Source organism: Pseudonocardia nantongensis (assembly GCF_046546495.1).
GTDB classification, from domain to species: domain Bacteria; phylum Actinomycetota; class Actinomycetes; order Mycobacteriales; family Pseudonocardiaceae; genus Pseudonocardia; species Pseudonocardia nantongensis.
Genome location: NZ_JBKGXT010000005.1, coordinates 65,848 through 85,705, shown reverse-complemented (window position 1 = coordinate 85,705; position 19,858 = coordinate 65,848). Strand labels below are relative to the sequence as shown.

The following is a 19,858-nucleotide window of genomic DNA, read 5'->3' as shown; positions in this document are numbered from 1 at the left end:
CGTCCCGGGGCCCGAGAGGTGCATCACGCGCGGTCGCGTGGCCCGGCGCCGCGGTGGTGTCCTGGGGTCCTACGGCAGTGCCTCGCACGGTGAGCGGTGCATCCCGATCGATCACCGGTCGGTGCTGCACATCGCGCGCGCCGAACACGTCGGAGGCCGAGATCGCAACTTTGTGCGTGCCTTCACAAGCGGCTACCGTGGGTTTCCGTCGCCGGGCCCGGGGGCTTACGCCGCAGGGCCGGCCCACGCACGTGTCGATCGGCCGTCCCGGCCGGACCGCGGGCGGGCCCTCGGCGTCACGTGGCCGCGTGCCGCGTAGCCAGAAGTCCCCGGCCGTCCGGTGCGTTCCGGTCGTCGGGGACCCGCCGCCGACCGGAGCACGACCAGTTTCGATGACGGACCGCCCGCGGACAAGACCCCGTGTGCCGGCCCCGAGCACGACCGACAACAGCCCGCCGCAGACCGACGCCGGAGGAGGAAGGCCCGTGAGCCTGCCGCCCGAGACCGGCACCGCGGACGCGGGGGAGTCGCTGGTCGCGCCGGGCGCCGGCCCGGCCGCCGACGGCGAGCGCCCCGCCCGCCCGGTGCCCGAGGCCACGGTCAGCAGGCTCGCGGTCTACCTGCGGGTGCTCGGCGAGCTGCGCGATCAGGGTGTGGAGACCGTGTCCAGCGAGGAGCTGGCCGGCGCCTCGGGGGTGAACTCGGCGAAGCTGCGCAAGGATCTGTCGCACCTCGGTTCCTACGGCGTGCGCGGCGTCGGCTACGACGTCACCTCCCTGCAGGGCCGGCTGTCCGCCGAGCTCGGGCTGGACCACCGGCAGTCGGTGGCGCTGGTCGGGGTGGGCAACCTCGGCCACGCGCTCGCCGGCTACGCCGGGTTCGCCGGTCGCGGGTTCCCGGTCAGCGCGCTGTTCGACGTCGACCCGGACCTGGTCGGCATCGAGATCAACGGGATCGTCGTGCGGCACGTCCACGAGATCCCGGAGGCCTGCGCCGAGCACGGCGTGACGATCGGCATGGTCGCGACCCCGGGCCCGGTGGCCCAGAGCGTCTGCGACCTGCTCGTCCGCGGCGGGGTGCAGTCCATCCTCAACTTCGCGCCGGTCCTGTTGCAGGTGCCCGGCGACGTCGAGGTCCGCAAGGTCGACCTGTCGGTCGAGCTGCAGGTCCTCGCGTTCCACGTGGCCCGCCGGCACACCGCCGGCGAGTCGGCGACCGGCCGCGGGGCCGAGGTCGCGGCGGACCCGGCGGGTACCCCCGTCGGGCCGGGTGCTGCCGGTGCGTCCGGCGACGCCCACAGGGAATCGAACGGATCGGTGGTGTCCCGGCGATGAGCGTCCTCGTGGTCGGCCTGTCGCACCGGAGCGCGCCGGTCGAGGTGCTGGAGCGCCTCGCCGTCGCGCCGGGTGGCGTCCCCAAGCTGCTCGAGGAGATGCTCGACCGCACGCACGTCGAGGAGGCCGTCCTCCTCTCCACGTGCAACCGGATCGAGGTCTGCGCGGTCGTGGACGCGTTCCACGGTGGCCTGGGCGACGTCACCGACGTGCTCGGTGCGCACGCCGGGTTCCCGCTCGGCGAGCTCTCCGAGCATCTCTTCGTGCACTACGCCGGCTCGGCGGTGCAGCACCTGTTCCAGCTCGCCGCCGGACTGGACTCGATGGTCGTCGGCGAGTCGCAGATCCTCGGCCAGCTCCGCTCGGCCTACGCCACCGCCGACGAGGCGGGCTCGGTCGGCAAGGTGCTGCACGAGCTGGTCCAGCAGGCGCTGCGGGTCGGCAAGCGGGTACACGCCGGCACCGGCATCGACGAGGCGGGCGCCTCGGTGGTGTCCGAGGCGCTGCGCGACGCCGACCGCGAGCTCGGCGGGACCGGCGGCACGATCGCGGGCGGCCGGGACGGCACCGCGGGCACCGGTCTGGACGGCGCCCGCGCGGTGATCGTCGGGGCCGGGGCGATGGGCGCGCTGGCCGCGGCCCACCTGCGCCGGGCCGGGGCGTCGGAGATCGTGGTGCTGAACCGCTCCGCCGGGCCGGCCGAGCGGCTCGCCGAGAAGGTCCGCGAGCAGGGCACCCCGGCGCGCACGGCCCCGCTGGACGCGATGGCCGACGAGGTGCGCGCGACCGACCTGCTGGTGGCCTGCACCGGGTCGATCGGGCACGTCGTCGGCACCGGCCCGGTCGGCGAGGCGCTGGCCGGCGCCGGTCGGGAGCGCCCGCTGGTGGTCTGCGACCTCGGCCTGCCGCGCGACGTCGACCCGGCCGTGGCCGAGCTGCCCGGCGTCCGGATGGTCGACCTGGTGACGCTGCAGCGCCGGCTGCTCGACGCGGCCGACGGCGGTGCCGTCGCCGTCGCGCAGAAGATGGTCGACGAGGAAGCCCAGCAGTACCTGGCCGGGCAGCGCTCGGCCGAGGTGACGCCGACCGTGACGGCGCTGCGCCGCCGAGCCTCCGAGGTCGTCGACGCCGAGCTGCTGCGGCTGGACTCGCGGCTGCCGGAGCTGGACGACAAGACCCGTGAGGAGCTGTCGCGCACCGTGCGCCGGGTCGTCGACAAGCTGCTGCACACACCGACGGTGCAGGTCAAACGCCTCGCCGGGGGCCCGGACGGGGAGGGGTACGCGGCCGCGCTGCGGACCCTGTTCGAGCTGGACCCGCAGGCCGCCGCGGCGGTCGCGGCCCCGGTCCGCGGCGCCGACGCCACCGTCGACGGCGACGACGTCACCGCGGCGCTGCGCTACGCCAACCCGAACGCGCCGCTGGAGAGCACCCCGACGATCGGGTCCCGTCCCCCGGAGCAGACCTCATGAGCGCGCCGACGACCCCGCCACAGCCGCTCCGGATCGGGACGCGGCCCTCGAAGCTGGCCATGGCCCAGACCTCGACGATCGTGGACCGGCTGGTCGCCGGCGGGCAGCCCGCCGAGCTGGTCACCGTCTCCACCAGCGGTGACCGCTCGATGGCGCCGGTGACCCAGCTCGGTGTCGGGGTGTTCGTCTCGGCGCTGCGGGACGCGCTGAACGCCGGGGACATCGACGTCGCGGTGCACTCGTTCAAGGACCTGCCCACCGCGGCCGCGCCCGGACTGCGGATCGCCGCGGTGCCGACCCGGGAGGACCCGCGGGACGCGCTGGTCACCGGCGGGAAGGTGCTGGGCGAGGTCGGCCGCGGGGCGCGGGTGGGTACCGGCTCGCCGCGGCGGGCCTGCCAGCTGCACGCCCTCGGCCAGGGGCTCGAGGTGCTGCCGATCCGCGGCAACGTGGACACCCGGATCGGGAAGGTCCGTTCCGGCGAGCTGGACGCGGTGGTCGTCGCCGCGGCCGGGCTGCGCCGGCTGGGCCGCATCGACGACGCGGACGAGCTGATCGATCCGCTGCAGATGCTGCCCGCCCCCGCCCAGGGTGCACTCGCGATCGAGTGTCGCGAGCGGGACGCCGAGCTGGTCGCGACACTGCGGGCCGTGCTCGACGATCCGGGGGTGCGCGCGGCCGTCACCGCCGAGCGCGCCGTGCTGGCCACCCTGGAGGCCGGTTGCACCGCTCCGGTCGGTGCGCTGGCCGATGTCGTCTCCGACCTGGACGACGACGGCCGCGCGGTCGACCGGCTGTCGATGCGCGCCGTGCTGGGTACCGGGGACATCGAGGAGGGCGCGGTGCTGCGCGCCTCCGCCACCGGAGAGATGGACGCCGCCGAGAAGCTCGGAGCCGCACTCGCGCACGAGCTGCTCGACCTGGGCGCCGACGACCTGCCCCCCGCAGACGTCGAGCGCTCCGTGAACCGCTGGATCGGGAGTTCGTAATGACAGGACCTGCCAACACCTCGGGGCGGATCGCCTTCGTCGGCAGCGGACCGGGGGACCCGGCGCTGCTGACCGTGCGCGCCCGGGACGTGCTCGCCGGCTCGCCGCTGGTGATCACCGACCCGGACGTGCCCGAGGGCATCCTCGCCCTGGCCGCCGACGGCGCCGAGGTACGCCCGGCCGTCGGCCAGCCCGCCGACATCGCCGGTGACCTGCTCGGCGAGGCCGGGCAGGGCCGCTCGGTCGCCCGGCTGGTCGCCGGCGACCCGCTGACCAACGACGCGGTCGTCGCCGAGGCGATGGCCGTCTCCGCCTCGGGCGTGGCGTTCGACGTCGTCCCGGGCGTGCCGGCCTCCACAGCGGTCCCGGCCTACGCCGGTGTAGCGCTCGGGTCGGCGCACGTCGAGGCCGACGTCCGGGCGGGCGTCGACTGGGCCGCACTGGCCGCGAGCCCGGGCCCGGTCGTGCTGCACGCCAGCGGCGCGCTGCTCGGCGACGTGACCGCGGGGCTGTCCGCACAGGGCGTGCCCGGCGAGACCGCGGTCGCGATCACCTCCGGCGGCACCACCTCCACCCAGCGGACGATCTCGTCGTCGGTGGCCAAGCTGGCCTCCGACGGCGGCGAGCTGGACGGCGCGCTCGTCCTGACCGTGGGCGACGCCGCCGGCCGGCGCGGCGAGCTGTCCTGGTGGGAGTCCCGCGCGCTCTACGGCTGGCGGGTGCTGGTCCCGCGGACCAAGGACCAGGCCGGCGTGATGAGCGAGCGGCTGCGCATGCATGGGGCCATCCCGGAGGAGGTGCCGACGATCGCCGTCGAGCCGCCCCGGTCGCCCGCCCAGATGGAGCGCTCGGTCAAGGGCCTGGTGGACGGCCGCTACCAGTGGGTCGTGTTCACCTCCACGAACGCCGTGAAGGCGGTGTGGGAGAAGTTCGGCGAGTTCGGCCTGGACGCCCGAGCATTCTCCGGTGTGAAGATCGCCTGCGTGGGCCGGTCGACCGCGGACAAGGTGCGCGAGTTCGGCGTCGAGCCGGAGCTGGTGCCGGACGTCGACGAGGCCCAGTCCTCCACCTCGGAGGGCCTGCTGGAGATCTTCCCCCCGCACGACGACGTGCTCGACCCGGTCGACCGGGTGCTGCTCCCACGCGCCGACATCGCCACCGAGACGCTGTCCGCCGGGCTGCAGGAGCGTGGCTGGGAGGTCGACGACGTGACCGCCTACCGGACCGTGCGCGCGGCCCCGCCGCCCGCACCGATCCGCGAGGCGATCAAGACCGGCGGGTTCGACGCGGTGTGCTTCACCTCGTCGTCGACGGTGCGGAACCTGGTCGGCATCGCCGGAAAGCCACACGCCCGAACCCTGGTCGCCTGCATCGGCCCGGCCACCGCGGAGACCGCCCGCGAGTTCGGCCTGCGGGTGGACGTGCAGCCCGAGGAGGCGAGGGTCCCGACCCTGGTCGACGCACTGGCCACGCACACCGCGAAGCTGCGGGCCGAGGGCAACCTGCCCCCGCCCAAGAAGGTCAAGGCGCGGAGGCGCTGACGCGCCCGTGAGTGGTTGTGGCGGTGCGGGCCGCGACAAACACTGACGAGCGCGCAGCGCCTAACCTGGGCGCATGGGATTCCCGGCGCAGCGCCCCCGTCGGTTGCGGACCACCCCCGCGATGCGGCGGCTGGTCTCCGAGACCGAGGTCCGTCCGCGGCAGCTGGTGCTGCCGATGTTCGTGCGCGAGGGGGCGGCCGAACCGGTGCCCATCTCCTCGATGCCCGGGGTCGTCCAGCACACCCGGGACACCCTGCGCAAGGCGGTCGCCGAGGCGGCGTCGGCCGGGATCGGCGGGGTGATGCTGTTCGGTGTCCCCGAGGTGCACGACGCGACCGGCTCCGGCGCCGTCGACCCGGACGGGATCCTCAACGCGGCGCTGCGGGACGTGCGGGCCGAGGTCGGTGACGACCTGGTCGTCATGTCCGACCTGTGCCTGGACGAGTTCACCGACCACGGCCACTGCGGCGTGCTCGACCCCGACGGCGTCGTCGACAACGACGCGACCCTCGAGATCTACGCCCGGATGGGGGTCGAGCAGGCCCGCGCCGGGGCGCACCTGGTCGCCCCGAGCGGGATGATGGACGGCCAGGTCGGTGTCATCCGGTCGGCGCTGGACGACGCCGGCTTCACCGACAGCGGGATCCTCGCCTACACCGCGAAGTACGCCTCGGCGTTCTACGGGCCGTTCCGCGAGGCGGTGAACTCGCAGCTCAAGGGCGACCGCAAGACCTACCAGCAGGACGGCGGCAACGCCCGCGAGGCGCTGCGTGAGCTGGCGCTGGATCTGGACGAGGGCGCCGACATGGTGATGGTCAAGCCGGCGCTGGCCTATCTGGACGTGCTGTCCCGGGTCGCCGACGTCGCCGACGTGCCGGTCGCCGCGTACCAGATCTCCGGGGAGTACGCGATGGTCGAGGCCGCCGTCGAGAAGGGCTGGCTGGAGCGGGAGCGCACGATCCTGGAGACGCTCACCTCGATCCGCCGGGCGGGCGCCGACACGGTCCTCACCTACTGGGCGGTCGAGGCCGCAGCCTGGCTCGACTGACCGGAACGGTTCCGGCGCGCGGGCGGTACCGCCGAACGTGGCAAACCGGACACCTGCCCGGCTACCGTGGACGTCGTGAGCAACGAGCCCGAGGGCACCCGGTACTACCGGCCCGGCCCGTCGTCGGGGCACTACCCGCAGTACCCGCAGAACCCCTACCCGCAGGGCTGGACGCCGGGCGCCGTCCCGGCGCCGCCCCCGCCCTCGGGCCAGGACGCGTCGCCGCAGCAGGGGCAGACCCCGTCCGGGCAGCCCCGGTACGGGCAGCAGCCGTACGGACAGCAGCAGTACGGGCAGGCGCAGTACGGACAGGCGCCGCCGGCCGGGCTCGGGCAGGGTGGCGGCGCCCGGGTGCCCCGTCCGGGCCAGGTGACCACGGCGCTGATCCTGCTGATCGTCGCGACACTGCCGTTCGTCCTGATGGGCGTCACCGCGATGTTCGCGACGGTGGACGACGAGCTGCTGAACCAGGCCGGCATCCCGCGTGCCGAGGTCGACGCGATGATGGCCCAGGCCGGGCTGACCCTCGATCAGCTGACCCAGGCGATCCGGGTGATGGGCGGCATGTTCCTGGTGCTCGCCGCGGTCTACGCCGCGCTGGCGGTGGTGGCCTTCCTCGGCCGGCCCGGCGCCCGGATCGCGCTGGTCGTGCTGACCGCCGTCTACGGGCTGCCGCTGCTGCTGATGATGGCACCGACGCTGCCGCTGTTCGCGGTGGCCGTGCTGGCGCTGGCCGCGGCCGGGCTCTGGCTGCTGTTCTCGCCCCCGGCGAGGACCTGGTACGCGTCCCGCGCGGTGCGCGGCGGGGTCCCGGGACGCACCGCGTGAGGGCTGCGAGACTGGCGGCGTGAGCGCGACTGACGTGAACCCGGAACCGAAGGAGTCGGCCCGCCTGTTCGAGCGGGCCGCGGAGCTGATCCCGGGCGGGGTGAACTCCCCGGTGCGGGCGTTCAACTCGGTCGGCGGCACCCCGCGGTTCATGGTCTCCGGGCAGGGCTGCCGGCTGACCGACGCCGACGGTGCGAGCTACGTCGACCTCGTCTCGTCCTGGGGGCCGATGATCCTGGGGCACGCGCACCCGGCCGTTGTCGAGGCGGTGCGGGCGGCGGCGTCGCAGGGGCTGTCGTTCGGCACGCCGACCCCCGGCGAGCTCGACCTGGCCTCCGAGATCGTCGGCCGGACCCCGGTCGAGCAGGTCCGGCTGGTCAACTCGGGCACCGAGGCGACGATGAGCGCGATCCGGCTGGCCCGCGGGATCACCGGGCGCAGCGTGATCGTCAAGTTCGCCGGCTGCTACCACGGCCACGTCGACGCGCTGCTCGCCGACGCCGGCTCCGGCCTGGCCACGCTCGGACTGCCGACCAGCCCAGGCGTCACCGGCGCGCAGGCCGCGGACACCGTGGTGCTCCCCTACAACGACCTGGACGCCGTCCGGCAGGTGTTCGCCGAGCGCGGCGACGAGATCGCCTGCGTGATCACCGAGGCGGCGGCCGGGAACATGGGCGTCGTCCCGCCGGCCGAGGGCTTCAACGCCGGCCTGCGCGACATCGCGCACGCGCACGGCGCGCTGCTGGTGATCGACGAGGTGATGACCGGCTTCCGCGCGTCGAAGCAGGGCTGGTTCGGCTGCGACGGCGTCGCGGGGGATCTCTACACGTTCGGCAAGGTGATGTCCGGCGGGCTCCCGGCGGCCGCGTTCGGCGGCTCGGTCGAGCACATGTCGTTCCTGGCCCCGGCCGGGCCCGTCTACCAGGCGGGCACGCTGGCCGGGAACCCGGTCGCGGTCGCCGCAGGCGCTACCACGCTGCGGCACGCCGACGACGCCGCATACGCCACCCTGGCCGCGAACGCCGACCGGCTCGGCACCCTGATCACCGAGGCGCTCGGCCGCGAGGGCGTCCCGCACACCGTGCAGTACGCCGGCACCATGCTCTCGCCGTTCTTCTCGGACACCCCGGTGACCGGCTACGCGAGCGCGAAGGCCGCCGAGACCTGGCGCTACCCGGCGTTCTTCCACGCCATGCTGGCGCACGGGGTCTACCCACCGCCGTCGGCGTTCGAGGGCTGGTTCGTCTGCACCGCGCTGGACGACGACGCGTTCGCGCAGATCGAGACCGCCCTGGGGCACGCGGCGAGGGCCGCGGCCGCCGCGACCCGCCCGGACGGGGCGTGAGCGTGACCGGCGACCGCACGAGCCCGCCGGCGTCCGGGCCGGTCACGATGGTGCACCTGCTCCGGCACGGCGAGGTGCACAACCCCGAGCAGGTGCTCTACGGCCGCCGCCCGGGTTTCCGGCTCTCCGACCTCGGCGAGGCCCAGGCCAAGACGGTCGCGGCGTACCTCGGCGACAGCGACGTCGCGGCGGTCGTCGCCTCGCCGCTGCTGCGCGCGCAGCAGACCGCAGGCCCGATCGCCGAGGCGCACGGCCTGGAGATCGGCACCGACGACGGGCTGATCGAGGCCGCGAACCTGTTCGAGGGCGAGGCGTTCGCCGTCGGTGACGGCGCGCTGAAGCGCCCGCGGGCGTGGCGACTGCTGCGCGACCCGCTGACCCCGTCCTGGGGGGAGCCGTACCTGCGGATCGCGCACCGGATGCTGGGTGCGGTGCACGCGGCCCGGGAGCTCGCGCCCGGCCGCGAGGTCGTCTGCGTGTCCCACCAGCTGCCGATCTGGACGCTGCGCCGCTACCTGGCCGGGCAGCGGCTCTGGCACGACCCGCGCCGCAGGCAGTGCGCGCTGGCGTCGCTGACCAGCGTCGAGTTCACCGGCGCCAGCCTGACCGCGCTGCGCTACGCCGAACCGGCCGGTCCGAGCGGCGCGATGGTGACCGGCGCATGAGCCGTCTGGTCCTGCCGCTGCTCGCGGTGCTGGCGCTGCTGGCCGGGTGCGCCGGCGGTGGTGCGGCCGAGTCGTCCGGCGAGTTCCAGTTCGTCGCTCCCGGTGGCGAGACCCGGATCACCTACGACCCGCCGGAGAGCCGCAGCGTGATCGCCGGGCTGCGCGGCGAGAGCCTGCTGCGGCCGGGCAGCGAGGTGGGCATCGCCGACTACCCCGGCCAGATCGTGGTGCTCAACATCTGGGGCTCGTGGTGCGGGCCGTGCCGGACCGAGGCCCCCGAGCTCCAGGCGGTCGCCGAGGCCGCCGCCGGGGACGCGGCGGTGCTCGGCATCGACGTCCGCGACGACCGGCAGGCCGCGACCGACTTCGTCACCAGCCGCGGGCTCACCTACGACTCGATCTACGACTTCCCCGGCCGCACGCTGACCCAGCTCGACGGGTACCCGCGCAACATCGTGCCGTCGACGATCGTCCTCGACCGCCGGCACCGGGTGGCGGCGGTGTTCCTGACCCCGGTCGGCAGCTCGGACCTGCTGCCGCTGGTCGAGCGGCTGACCGCCGAACCCGCCCCGGCTCCGGCTCCGGCCCCGCCGGGCTGACGCCCGGTACCCGGCCGGTTCCGCTCCGCGCGCAAGCACTACACGTTGTAGAACCCGGGCGGCGCGGCGGGGATCGGGCCTTCTACCCTGGGGGTCGATGGACGCGACGACCACCCTGGCGATCTCCGGGCCGCTGCTGCTCGCAGCGCTGGTCTCGGTGCTCGCCGGGCTGGTCAGCTTCGCGTCCCCGTGCGTGGTGCCGCTGGTGCCCGGCTACCTGGCCTACCTGGCCGGGCTGGTCGGCGCGCAGTCCCCGCCGGTGACCCCGGCCGAGGCCCGCGAGCGTGCGCTGACCCGGCAGGCCGGGACCGCGGGCGAGGACACCACGGCGGTCGCCGAACGGATGCGTGACGGTCGCTGGCGGGTCGCCGGGGCGGCCCTGCTGTTCGTCGCGGGCTTCACCGTGGTCTTCGGCGCGATCATGGTCGGCGCGGTGTGGCTGTCCGACGTCCTGGTCGCGAACGAGACGCTGCTGCAGCGGATCGGCGGCGTCGTGATGATCGTGATGGGGCTGGCGTTCGCCGGGCTGATCCCGGCGCTGCAGCGCGAGTACCGGGTGCACTGGACCCCGCGGGCGGGCGTGGCCGGCGCGCCGCTGCTCGGCGCGGTGTTCGGCCTGGGCTGGGTGCCCTGCATCGGCCCGACGCTGGCCGGGGTCGTCGCGGTCGCGGCCGGGACCGGCGGTGGCTCGCTGCGCGGCGTCGTGCTGATCCTGGCCTACTGCGCGGGCCTGGGCATCCCGTTCGTGCTCATCGCGCTCGGCGCCTCCCGCGCCGTCGGCGCGCTGGGCTGGCTGCGCCGGCACACCCGGGCGATCCAGATCGCCGGCGGGATGCTGCTGGTCGCGGTCGGGGTGCTGCTGGTCTCCGGCCTCTGGGGCCAGATGCTGGTGAAGCTGCAGGTCGCCGCCGCCGGATTCACGCCCCCGATCTGATGAGAACCCCCCGATGAGCTCCCCCCCGACCGCCCCACCGCAGCTGCCGGCGACCGTCGAGGGCGGCGGCGAACCGCCGTCCGGCCGGTCCGGCCCGCTGCGGTCGGCCTGGGCGTTCCTGCGCAACACCTGGCGCGGCCTGACCAGCATGCGGACCGCGCTGGTCCTGCTGTTCCTGCTGGCGCTGGCCGCGATGCCGGGTGCGCTGATCCCGCAGCGCTCGCTCAACGAACGGCTGGTCGACGAGTACTTCGCCGCCAACCCGCGGCTGGCCCCGCTGATCGACGCCGTCGGCGGCTTCGAGGTCTTCGCCAGCCCGTGGTTCGCGGCGATCTACCTGCTGCTGATGATCTCGCTGGTGGGCTGCGTGCTGCCGCGCTCGGCCGAGTACTGGCGGGGGATGCGGGCGGCCCCGGTGGCGACGCCGCGCAACCTGTCCCGGCTGCCGCACTCGGCGTCCGGGACGCTCGCCGAGCCGCCCGACCAGGTCGTCGGCCGCAGCAGGCGGCTGCTGCGGGGCTGGCGGAAGGCCGAGACCCTGGGGGACGACGGCGGCCGCACGGTGTCGGCCGAGCGCGGCTACCTGCGCGAGACCGGGAACCTGGTCTTCCACCTCAGCCTGATCGGGATCCTGATCGGGATGGCCGGCGGCAAGCTCTTCGGCTACGACGGCGACGTCATCGTCCGCGCCGACGGCAGCCAGTTCTGCAACAGCTCGATCCTCGGTTACGACTCGTTCCGGGCCGGGCTGCAGGTGGACGGCACCGGGCTGAACGAGTTCTGCGTCAAGGTCGACCGGTTCGACGGCAGCTGGCTGCCCAACGGCCAGCCGTCGTCGTTCGCCGCCCAGATCGGCTACCAGACCGGCGAGGACCTGGAGAACGGCGTCACCTCGTGGCGTCCGTACGAGCTCGCGACGAACCACCCGCTGCGGACCGACTCCGACCGGGTCTACCTCACCGGGTACGGCTACGCGCCGGAGTTCACCGTGACCTGGCCGGACGGGCAGAGCCGGACCGGTGACATCCAGTGGCGGCCGGTCGACCAGAGCGGCAGCCAGCTCTCCGAGGGCGCCACCAAGTTCGAGCGCCCGGGGGTCACCGACCCGGAGCAGCGGCGGACCAGCCAGCTCGCGGTGACCGGGACCTTCGCCCCCACCGGGGCGGTGGACGCGGAGGGCAACCTCGCCTCGGTGCATCCGGACCTGCGGGCACCGACGGCCGATGTGAACATCATGCGCGGCGACCTCGGGATCGACGACGGCCGCGGGCAGTCGATCTTCAGCGTCGACCAGCGGCAGATCGACAACGGCGAGCTGCGCACGGTGGCCGAGAGCCGGCTGGGCATCGGCGACACGGTGCGGCTGGACGACGGGACCGTCGTCCGGTTCGACGGCGTCACACCGTGGGTGAACCTGCTGGTCGGGCACGATCCCACCCAGGTCTGGGTGCTGGTCTCCGCAATGGTGATGCTGGCCGGGCTGACCCTGTCGCTGACGATCAAGCGCCGTCGCTTCTGGGTGCGGGTGCGCCCGGACGGCGCGGGTGGCAGCCGCGTCGAGCTGGGTGGTCTCGCCCGGACCGATCAGGCCGGTTACGGCGAGGAGTTCGACCGTCTCGCGGACGAGCTGCTCGAGGACACGACGAAGAAGGACGGTTGACCCAGGATGCTCGTCGATCCGGTGTTGTCGCTGTGGAGCGATCGGCTGTTCCAGGCCACGCTCGTGGTGCTGCTGCTGGCGATGGTGTTCACCGCGCTGGAGTACTCCGCAGGCCGGGTCGCCCGGGCGGCTCGCCGGCAGCCGGCCGCGGTCGGTGCCGGCAGCGCTTCCGGCGATGCTGCCTCCGGGGACACGCTCTCCGGGGACGCGACCGCCGGTCCGGCGGACACCGCCGTCGCCGATCCCGCCGGACCGGGCCGGACCCGGCCGGACCGCTACGGGCGGGTCGGGGTCGCGCTGATGATCCTGGCGGTGCTGCTGCACCTCGGATCGATCGTGCTGCGCGGTCTCGCGGCCTACCGCTGGCCGCTCGGCAACATGTACGAGTTCTGCTCGGCGCTGAGCATGATGGCCGTCGTGGGCTGGCTGGTGCTGCTGCGCCGGCATCCGGTGCTGCGTCCGGCCGGTGTGTTCGTGCTGACGCCGATCGTGCTGCTGATGTTCCTCACCGGCACGGTGCTCTACCTCGAGGCGGCGCCCGTCGTCCCGGCGCTGCAATCGTACTGGATCATGATCCATGTGACAACGATCACGCTGGCCTCCGGGCTGATGCTGATTCCCGGCGTCGCCAGCGTGCTGTTCATGATCAAGCGCAGTGGGCGGCCCGCGGTGCTCGCGGACAAGCTGCCGACGGTGGAGTCGCTGGATCGGTTGGCCTATCGGGTGACGGTGTTCGCGTTCCCGCTCTACACGTTCGGGATCATCACCGGTGCCGTGTGGGCGGAGGCCGCCTGGAACCGGTTCTGGGGCTGGGACCCCAAGGAGACGGTGGCGTTCGTGGCCTGGGTGCTCTACGCCGCCTACCTGCACGCACGGGCCACCGCCGGATGGCGGACCTCGCGCGCGGCCTGGATCAACATCGCGGCCTTCGCCACGATCGTGTTCAACCTGTTCTTCATCAACATGGTCGTGGCCGGCCTGCATTCGTACGCAGGGTTCTGAGGCCGCTCGACCGTCGGGTTCGGCAGGGCTACCGTCGGATCCCGTGAGCGAGAACGGGACCGGCGGGCAGCCCGATGGATCGGTGGGCCGCTACGTACGGGAACGCTGGGGTCCGGCGGAGACGTCCGGGCGGTCCTTCGGGCGGCGTCGTCGTCCGAACGACGGTGACCCTGCGCGTCCGGCCGACGCCGGCACCGCATCCGGGTCCGAGGACGCCTCGAGCGGCACGACCGGGAGCGGGCCGGCCCGCACGCAGCCGCGCTCCACCGCCGAGCGGATGGCGTCGGCGCCGGCTCCGGGCCGGGCCGGGGTGGGGACCCGCACCCCGCCCGCCGGATCGGCCTGGGGCAGCGAGCTGCCCGACGTCGACGACGACCTGGTCGACGAGATCGACCCCCGCACCCCGCCGCACGGGTTGGACCTGTCCGCGCTGCGGAACGACGCCGAGCCGGGGCCCGCCCCGGCCGCCGACGCCGAGCCGGACCGGGTCCCCGACGACCCGCAGGACGGGCGGCACCGGGTGGACGACGACCCCGGCGCCGACCTTGCCGCGGACCCGGGCGCCGACCCGGCCGCCGCCGGTCTGGGGGCCACGCACCCTGCGGCTCACGACGTCGGGCCGGACGACACCGGCCTCTACCGCCCCGGTGGGGCGGCGGAGCCCGATCCGTGGTGGTCGACGTCCGGCGCCGACGACGACGGTGAGGTGATCTGGCGCCGTCCCGAGGCGGATGAAGCACCCCCGGCGCCGTCGTCCTCGGCGACGCCGACCTCCAGGCCCGCCGAGCAACCCGCCGGCCCCGCCGGGCAGCCGTCGGACCCGGCCGGATCGCCGTCCGCTGCCGCCGAGGAGGCCGAACCCGGCACCGACCATCGGGGCCGGTCGGTCGCACCGGTGAACGGTGCTTCCGCGCCCGCACACCCCGACGCCGAGGAACGGGACCGGCCGGGCGCGGCCGCCGTGAACGGTGCCGCCTCATCCACGGATACCGCCGCATCCACGAATACCGCCGCTCCCGTGGATGCCGCACGCGCGGGGGGCCCTGCCGGGGACGCCGCACCCGCCGGGGACACCGCGCGGCCGTGGGGCGCCGCACCCGAGGCGAGACCGGCACGCCGGGAGAGCCCCGCGCCGTCCGGGGACACCGGCCGTCCGCGCCGCGCCGGCTGGGACCGGGAGACCACCGATGAGGCTCCGACCGGCGGGGACGCGACGCTGCGCCGGCCCCCGCCCGCAGACGCCCCGGCGGCGGCGAACGGGCGGGCCCGCAACGGGCGGCCCCGATGGACCGCACCCGAGGCCGTCGAGGCCCGGACCGCGCAGCACCGGCGCGGCGACAACCCGCACAGCGGTGGCCTGGACCTGGCGCCGTCGCGGACCAGCCACAGCACCCGGCGCCCGCCGAGGAGCGGCTGGCGGCGCGCCGTCCACGTGCTGACCCGTGGACTGGTCAACCCGGGGGAGAGCCCGGCGGAGCTGCACGAGCGGGAGCTGATGTCCCGGCTGAGCCGCCCGCTGCTGACCGCACACAAGATCGCGATGCTGAGCCTCAAGGGCGGCGTCGGGAAGACCACGGTCACCGCCACGCTCGGCGCGACCTTCGCCGCGAACCGCGGCGACCGGGTCGTCGCGGTGGACGCCAACCCGGACCGCGGCACGCTGAGCCAGAAGATCCCGCTGGAGACCACGGCGACGGTCCGGCACCTGCTGCGCGACGGCGACCGGGTGCGCCGCTACACCGACGTCCGTGCCTACACCTCGCAGGGCGCCTCCCGCCTGGAGGTGCTGGCGAGCGAGCAGGACCCGGCCGTGTCCGAGGCGTTCAGCGAGGACGACTACCGGCGCGCGGTGGACCTGCTGGAGCACTTCTACAACCTGGTGCTCACCGACTGCGGCACCGGACTCATGCACTCGGCGATGTACGGGGTGCTGGGGATGGCCGACCAGCTGGTGATCGTGTCGTCCGGCTCGATCGACGGTGCGCGCAGTGCCTCCGCGACGCTGGACTGGCTGGACGCCCACGGCTACACGAGCCTGGTCGGCAACGCCGTCGTCGTCATCAACTCGGTGTTCCGCCGGGCCGGTGGCGGGGTGGACCTGGACCGGGTGGCGGAACACTTCGCCGGCCGCTGCCGGGCGGTCGTGCGGGTGCCGTTCGACCCGCACCTGGAGGAGGGTGCCGAGATCGACCTGGACCGCCTCGAGGGGCCGACCCGGACGGCGCTGCTGGAACTCGCCGCGGCCGTCGCGGACGGCTTCCCGGTCTGACCGGGCTCCCGACACGCCGGAGGCGGTCCACCGTGGTGGACCGCCTCCGGTAAAGCCGTTCCCGGGTCGTCAGCCCCGTTGCTCGGGCGGTTCGTCCTGGTTGCGGACCTTCTCGTCGAGCTCGCGGAGGAAGTCCGGATCATCGTCCGGGCCGGTCGTGCGGGGCTTCTCGGTGCGCTGTCCGGAGGACCAGGGCAGTTCCGGTCGCGAGCCCGGGTCGGACACCATCTGTTCGGCCCGGAGGGTTCGCACGAGCAGGACGGCCACGATCGCCGCACCGAGCAGCAGGATCAGAAACAACATCAGGCCACCTCCGCTGTCCAGCGTAGCGAAGGTGGCCTGACGTACGGGTGAAGTGGCGGTTCGCCCGATCGATCGAGCGGGCGGGTCAGCGGATCCCGGGGCTGGCCTCGCTGGTCAGGTCGGCCAGCAGGCCGCGGACCTCGGACTCGCGGAACCGCCGGTGACCGCCGGGGGTGCGGATCGAACCGATGCGGCCTGCGGACGCCCAGCGGGTCACGGTCTTCGGGTCGACGCGGAACAGCGAAGCCACCTCGCCCGGGGTCAGCAGTCGCTCGGGTGCCTGCGTCGGTGCTGCCATGGAAGTCCTCCCGGAGGGTGCAGCGTGATGCTCGGTCGGCGCGCAACAACGGCGGTGCGCTCCGCGTTCCGGTCCATCGTGACACCTCAGACCCCAGGTACTCGAACGGTTGTCCGGAGGTAAAGGGTTCTTAAAGGGCAAACGCGACGGTCCGGGTCAATCGGACAGCGCGCCCGTCCGGCTCACACCGGTCCGCGAGCCCGGCGGTGTGCTCGGCCGGAGCCTCCACCTCCGCCAGCGTACGTATCCTTGCGGGCATGACCGCTCCGACTCCGCCGCAGGCCGCGGCGCGGGCCCGCGCCGACGAGCCCGGGCTGGCCGCGACCGTGGCGCTGTACACGCTGGCCCGGCTGGCCCTCGTGGCCGTGATCGGACTGGTGCTCGCCGCGGCCGGGGTGCCGCTGCTGATCGCCGCGCTGGTCGCGCTGGTCGTCGCGTTGCCGCTGTCGATGGTGCTGTTCCGGGGGTTGCGGGCCCGTCTGGACCGGGCGATCGCCCGGTCCACCGCCCGGCGTTCGGCCGAGCGGGAGGCGCTGCGCGCCCAGCTGCGTGGCGACGTCGGCCCGCCGCCTGCGCCGGCCGCGGACGGGGAGCCCGCCCCGACCGGCGCGTCCGAGGCTGCCGGTTCGGGCCCAGCGGAGGGCCCAGCGAAGGGCTCGGACTCAGCCGACGGCGAGGCCGACCGCGACCGCGGCTGACCAGGCCAGCAACAGCAGGCCGGTGTCGCGCAGCACCGGGATCAGCGCCGGGCCCTCGGCCCCGCTCAGCACGATCCGCACCGGCCGGACCGCGACGGGCAGCGCCAGCAGCGCGACGAGCAGGCCCGGCCGGTCGAACGCCGCCGCCACCGCCAGGGCGAACGGCAGCACCGCCAGCAGCAGGTAGAGCATCCGGGTGCCCTGCGGGCCCAGCCGCACCGCCAGCGTGCGCTTGCCGGCGATCACGTCGCCGGGGATGTCGCGCAGGTTGTTCGCGACGAGCACGGCGCAGGTCAGCAGGCCCGCGCCGACCGCGGCTCCGGCGGCCACGGCGTCCACCGTCCCGGCCTGGGTGAGCATCGTTCCGAGCACGGCGACCGGGCCGAAGAACACGAACACCGCGATCTCGCCGAGGCCGGCGTAGCCGTACGGGCGGCGGCCGCCGGTGTAGTACCAGGCGCCGACGATGCACAGCGCGCCGACGACGATCAGCCACCACTGCCCGGACACCGCGGTGAGCGCGATCCCCGCCACCGCCGCGATCCCGAAGCAGCCGAACGCCGCGGCCTTCACCGTGCCGGGTTCGGCGGCGCGGGAGCCGACCAGGCGTTGCGGGCCGACCCGGTCGTCGTCGGTGCCGCGGATGCCGTCGGAGTAGTCGTTCGCGAAGTTCACGCCGATCACCAGCGCCACCGCCACGACCAGGGCGAGCAGCGCGGCACCGGGGGCGACGGCGCCGGCGCCGACCGCGGCACCGGTCCCGACGAGGACGGGGGAGATCGCGGTGGGCAGGGTGCGCGGACGCGCCCCCTCGACCCATTCCGCCACTGAAGCCACGCCGGAGAACCTATCCCGCTGCGCCCCGGCAGTCCTCCGCACCCGCCCAGGGGTACGTGAGCGCGATCTGCCGATCTCCGTGGAACCGTGAGGTGCCTCTCGGCGGGTGCGGCGGGGAGGCTTCCGCGCGCCGGCGCCGGGTCCGGCGGCGCGGCCGGCGAGTCAGCGGTGGCCGGACGGTGCGCGCTGGGCCGAGCCCGGGATGACGGCGGCCTGGCTGTCCCCGGTCGGGGTGCCCGGCGTCGCCGGTGCGGATCCGGAGCCCGGCGTGCCGGTGCTGCCCGGGGCCCCTGCCTCGGGCGCGCCGGTGGTGGCGGGAGCGCCGGTGTCCGCGGGCGCGGCCCCCGATGCGGCGGGGGCCTCCGGCTCGCCGGTAGCGGCCTCCGGCCCGCCGGTGGGGTCCCCGGGGCCGGCAGCGTCCCGGCCGTCGGAGCCCGGCCCGCCGGAGTCCGGCCCAGCCGCGGCGGGAGCGCCGGTGGAAGGCTGGGTGGGCGAGGGCTGGGTGGGCGAGGACTGGGTAGGCGAGGACTGGGTGGGCGAGGGCTCGGTCGACGAGGGGGCAGCGGGCGCAGGCTCGGCGGGTGGCTCCCCGCCGGCCGGCGGGGAGCCGGCGTCGCATCCGGGGAGGCCCGCCGGCGCCTCGGCGAACGACGACAGCGGCAGGAACTGCCGCTCACCCAGCTTGACGAAGGCGTCGTCGCCGGTGCCGTGCACGCACTCCACGGGCACGTCGGCGGTGTCCGCCGCGGTCCCGACGACCTCGGCGCCGGCACGCGGCTCGGCCAGGATCTCGACGTCCGGGGCGCCCTCGGCGCTGATCGCGGAGAGCCGCTGGCTGCCGGTCCACAGGTAGTCCACCTGAACCTGCGAGTTGTCCTTCAACCCGAGCACGTCCCAGAAGATCCCGTCCCCGAGGTCGATCCCGGCCGGGTTGGCGGGGCGACGGCCGAACTGGTCGTTGCCGCCGTTGTGCCCGTCCTCGAACGCGGCCGCGGCCTGCGGGCGGCCCTGCGGCAGGTCCTTCCACATCTGCCGCTCGGGGCTCGGGTTCCAGTAGTCGTCCTTGGTGTTCCACGGCCCGATGTCCCAGACCGGGGCGAAGGCGCAGCGGCCGTTCGGCGCGCAGACCTTCACCGAGTAGTCGCTCTTGCCGTCCGGCGAGAGCGCCCGGCGGGACGGCAGCGCCACGAACCGGTCCCGTTCGACGATCTTGTGACCGTTGGCGGTGGTGCCGCCGACCAGGCCCTCCCGGGTGGCGAACACCGAGTAGCTGCGCGGCGCCGACTCGACCTCGGGCAGTGCCTCGGTCGCGCCGGCGGGCGCGGCGCTCAGCGTCACCCCGCGCACCGACGGCGCCGGGCTGCCGGTCGAGGTGAGCACCACCCGGCCCTGCACCTCGCGGGACGCGGCGGGCAGGTCCACGGTGGACGGCCTGCCCGGCGTGATGTCGCCGGCCGGGATCCACTCGGTCCAGGCGCCGTCGGTCCGGCGGCCCCGGATGTCGATGGACGCCGTCGACCCGGCCGGGGTGTCCGCCTCGAGCGTGGCGTCGACCTCGGTGGTGGCGGTGTCCAGCGAGCGCGGCGGCAGGGTCAGCAGCCCGGTCGGCACCACGCCGGTCGGGTCGGCCGAGGCCTCGGTGCCGGAACCGTCGTCGACCGGGGCACCGTGCGCGGTCGCGGCGTCGAACCGGGCCGTGCCGTCGGTGACGACCACCCCGGTCCCGTTGCCCCCACCCAGGTCCGGCTGCCAGGTGGTGCCGGGCTCGGCCGCACCGGCCGGCACCACGGTGGCCGCACAGAGCGCACCGGTCGCGACGAGCAGGCCGATGCCCCGCATCCCGGTCCGCGTGATCCTGCGCATGTCGTTGACCCCCGCCGTGTCGATGTGGCTCGTGTGACGACAGCGAACCGTGTGGACTCTGTGTCGTCAGTGGCGCAAGCACACTCGATGTGCGGGCGGGGCGCAATGCACGCTGTGTGAAGCGACCCCATGGTGTGTACGTCCGTTTCACCGTCCCGGGTGATCACCGGGTC

General features: G+C 74.7%; 18 protein-coding genes. 14 read left to right on the top strand and 4 right to left on the bottom strand.

Annotation, left to right across the window (positions count from 1 at the left end; all coding sequences use genetic code 11):
• Window positions 1-485 precede the first annotated feature (485 nt).
• The 13 genes from ACLFMI_RS07240 to ACLFMI_RS07180 all read left to right on the top strand — a co-directional run bounded on the left by ACLFMI_RS07240 (window position 486) and on the right by ACLFMI_RS07180 (window position 15,686).
• Complete coding sequence (locus ACLFMI_RS07240; RefSeq protein WP_410946955.1) at window positions 486-1,334, top strand: redox-sensing transcriptional repressor Rex; 849 nt, start codon at window positions 486-488, stop codon at window positions 1,332-1,334.
• On the top strand, window positions 1,331-2,806 hold the full coding sequence (locus tag ACLFMI_RS07235; protein ID WP_410946954.1) for a glutamyl-tRNA reductase: 1,476 nt from the start codon (window positions 1,331-1,333) through the stop codon (window positions 2,804-2,806). Before ACLFMI_RS07240 ends, ACLFMI_RS07235 begins: the two co-directional genes overlap by 4 nt.
• Entirely contained in the window at window positions 2,803-3,795 is a 993-nt protein-coding gene (hemC, locus tag ACLFMI_RS07230; protein ID WP_410946953.1) for a hydroxymethylbilane synthase, read from the top strand. The genes ACLFMI_RS07235 and hemC overlap by 4 nt, the downstream gene beginning before the upstream one ends.
• Complete coding sequence (locus tag ACLFMI_RS07225) at window positions 3,795-5,336, top strand: bifunctional uroporphyrinogen-III C-methyltransferase/uroporphyrinogen-III synthase (RefSeq protein ID WP_410946952.1); 1,542 nt, start codon at window positions 3,795-3,797, stop codon at window positions 5,334-5,336. The genes hemC and ACLFMI_RS07225 overlap by 1 nt, the downstream gene beginning before the upstream one ends.
• Window positions 5,337-5,409: 73 nt before the next feature.
• A complete protein-coding gene (hemB, locus tag ACLFMI_RS07220; protein ID WP_410946951.1) occupies window positions 5,410-6,384 on the top strand; it encodes a porphobilinogen synthase in 975 nt (324 codons plus the stop codon).
• Window positions 6,385-6,459: 75 nt separating this feature from the next.
• Complete coding sequence (locus ACLFMI_RS07215; protein WP_410946950.1) at window positions 6,460-7,212, top strand: SurA N-terminal domain-containing protein; 753 nt, start codon at window positions 6,460-6,462, stop codon at window positions 7,210-7,212.
• A 19-nt stretch (window positions 7,213-7,231) separates the two neighbouring features.
• Window positions 7,232-8,557 carry a glutamate-1-semialdehyde 2,1-aminomutase gene (gene hemL / locus ACLFMI_RS07210; RefSeq protein WP_410946949.1) on the top strand — a complete coding sequence of 442 codons (1,326 nt, stop codon included), beginning with the start codon at window positions 7,232-7,234 and terminating at the stop codon, window positions 8,555-8,557.
• Window positions 8,558-8,604: 47 nt separating this feature from the next.
• Window positions 8,605-9,222, top strand: a complete 618-nt coding sequence (locus ACLFMI_RS07205; RefSeq protein ID WP_410947102.1) for a histidine phosphatase family protein — start codon at window positions 8,605-8,607, stop codon at window positions 9,220-9,222.
• Complete coding sequence (locus ACLFMI_RS07200) at window positions 9,219-9,821, top strand: TlpA family protein disulfide reductase (protein ID WP_410946948.1); 603 nt, start codon at window positions 9,219-9,221, stop codon at window positions 9,819-9,821. Before ACLFMI_RS07205 ends, ACLFMI_RS07200 begins: the two co-directional genes overlap by 4 nt.
• Window positions 9,822-9,918: 97 nt before the next feature.
• Window positions 9,919-10,755 (top strand): cytochrome c biogenesis CcdA family protein, encoded by an 837-nt coding sequence (locus tag ACLFMI_RS07195; protein ID WP_410946947.1) that lies wholly within the window; start codon window positions 9,919-9,921, stop codon window positions 10,753-10,755.
• Window positions 10,756-10,768: 13 nt separating this feature from the next.
• Complete coding sequence (resB, locus tag ACLFMI_RS07190; RefSeq protein ID WP_410946946.1) at window positions 10,769-12,415, top strand: cytochrome c biogenesis protein ResB; 1,647 nt, start codon at window positions 10,769-10,771, stop codon at window positions 12,413-12,415.
• Between the two features lie 6 nt (window positions 12,416-12,421).
• Window positions 12,422-13,417 carry a c-type cytochrome biogenesis protein CcsB gene (gene ccsB, locus ACLFMI_RS07185; protein ID WP_410946945.1) on the top strand — a complete coding sequence of 332 codons (996 nt, stop codon included), beginning with the start codon at window positions 12,422-12,424 and terminating at the stop codon, window positions 13,415-13,417.
• Between the two features lie 895 nt (window positions 13,418-14,312).
• Window positions 14,313-15,686 carry a MinD/ParA family ATP-binding protein gene (locus ACLFMI_RS07180; RefSeq protein ID WP_410947101.1) on the top strand — a complete coding sequence of 458 codons (1,374 nt, stop codon included), beginning with the start codon at window positions 14,313-14,315 and terminating at the stop codon, window positions 15,684-15,686.
• A gap of 69 nt (window positions 15,687-15,755) precedes the next feature.
• Here ACLFMI_RS07180 and ACLFMI_RS07175 read toward each other — a convergent pair whose 3' ends face one another.
• Window positions 15,756-15,989, bottom strand: a complete 234-nt coding sequence (locus ACLFMI_RS07175) for a hypothetical protein (protein ID WP_410946944.1) — start codon at window positions 15,987-15,989, stop codon at window positions 15,756-15,758.
• 85 nt (window positions 15,990-16,074) lie between these two features.
• Window positions 16,075-16,287, bottom strand: coding sequence for a BldC family transcriptional regulator (locus ACLFMI_RS07170; RefSeq protein ID WP_410946943.1), 213 nt, complete (start codon window positions 16,285-16,287; stop codon window positions 16,075-16,077).
• A gap of 257 nt (window positions 16,288-16,544) precedes the next feature.
• On the opposite strand from ACLFMI_RS07170, the gene ACLFMI_RS07165 reads away from it, so the two are divergent.
• Complete coding sequence (locus tag ACLFMI_RS07165; RefSeq protein WP_410946942.1) at window positions 16,545-16,985, top strand: DUF4229 domain-containing protein; 441 nt, start codon at window positions 16,545-16,547, stop codon at window positions 16,983-16,985.
• On the opposite strand, the gene ACLFMI_RS07160 is transcribed toward ACLFMI_RS07165, so the two are convergent.
• Entirely contained in the window at window positions 16,950-17,822 is an 873-nt protein-coding gene (locus ACLFMI_RS07160; RefSeq protein WP_410946941.1) for a 1,4-dihydroxy-2-naphthoate polyprenyltransferase, read from the bottom strand. The two genes, ACLFMI_RS07165 and ACLFMI_RS07160, sit on opposite strands and share 36 nt — an antisense overlap.
• A gap of 162 nt (window positions 17,823-17,984) precedes the next feature.
• Window positions 17,985-19,685 (bottom strand): hypothetical protein, encoded by a 1,701-nt coding sequence (locus tag ACLFMI_RS07155; RefSeq protein ID WP_410946940.1) that lies wholly within the window; start codon window positions 19,683-19,685, stop codon window positions 17,985-17,987.
• Window positions 19,686-19,858 lie beyond the last annotated feature (173 nt).

Bases quoted from the DNA above. Each gene is read 5' to 3' on its own strand.
- ACLFMI_RS07235 (WP_410946954.1), top strand. From the start codon at position 1,331: ATGAGCGTCCTCGTGGTCGGCCTGTCGCACCGGAGCGCGCCGGTCGAG.
- hemC (WP_410946953.1), top strand. From the start codon at position 2,803: ATGAGCGCGCCGACGACCCCGCCACAGCCGCTCCGGATCGGGACGCGG.
- ACLFMI_RS07225 (WP_410946952.1), top strand. From the start codon at position 3,795: ATGACAGGACCTGCCAACACCTCGGGGCGGATCGCCTTCGTCGGCAGC.
- hemB (WP_410946951.1), top strand. From the start codon at position 5,410: ATGGGATTCCCGGCGCAGCGCCCCCGTCGGTTGCGGACCACCCCCGCG.
- ACLFMI_RS07205 (WP_410947102.1), top strand. From the start codon at position 8,605: ATGGTGCACCTGCTCCGGCACGGCGAGGTGCACAACCCCGAGCAGGTG.
- ACLFMI_RS07200 (WP_410946948.1), top strand. From the start codon at position 9,219: ATGAGCCGTCTGGTCCTGCCGCTGCTCGCGGTGCTGGCGCTGCTGGCC.
- ACLFMI_RS07195 (WP_410946947.1), top strand. From the start codon at position 9,919: ATGGACGCGACGACCACCCTGGCGATCTCCGGGCCGCTGCTGCTCGCA.
- resB (WP_410946946.1), top strand. From the start codon at position 10,769: ATGAGCTCCCCCCCGACCGCCCCACCGCAGCTGCCGGCGACCGTCGAG.
- ccsB (WP_410946945.1), top strand. From the start codon at position 12,422: ATGCTCGTCGATCCGGTGTTGTCGCTGTGGAGCGATCGGCTGTTCCAG.
- ACLFMI_RS07175 (WP_410946944.1), bottom strand. From the start codon at position 15,989: ATGTTGTTTCTGATCCTGCTGCTCGGTGCGGCGATCGTGGCCGTCCTG.
- ACLFMI_RS07170 (WP_410946943.1), bottom strand. From the start codon at position 16,287: ATGGCAGCACCGACGCAGGCACCCGAGCGACTGCTGACCCCGGGCGAG.
- ACLFMI_RS07165 (WP_410946942.1), top strand. From the start codon at position 16,545: ATGACCGCTCCGACTCCGCCGCAGGCCGCGGCGCGGGCCCGCGCCGAC.
- ACLFMI_RS07155 (WP_410946940.1), bottom strand. From the start codon at position 19,685: ATGCGCAGGATCACGCGGACCGGGATGCGGGGCATCGGCCTGCTCGTC.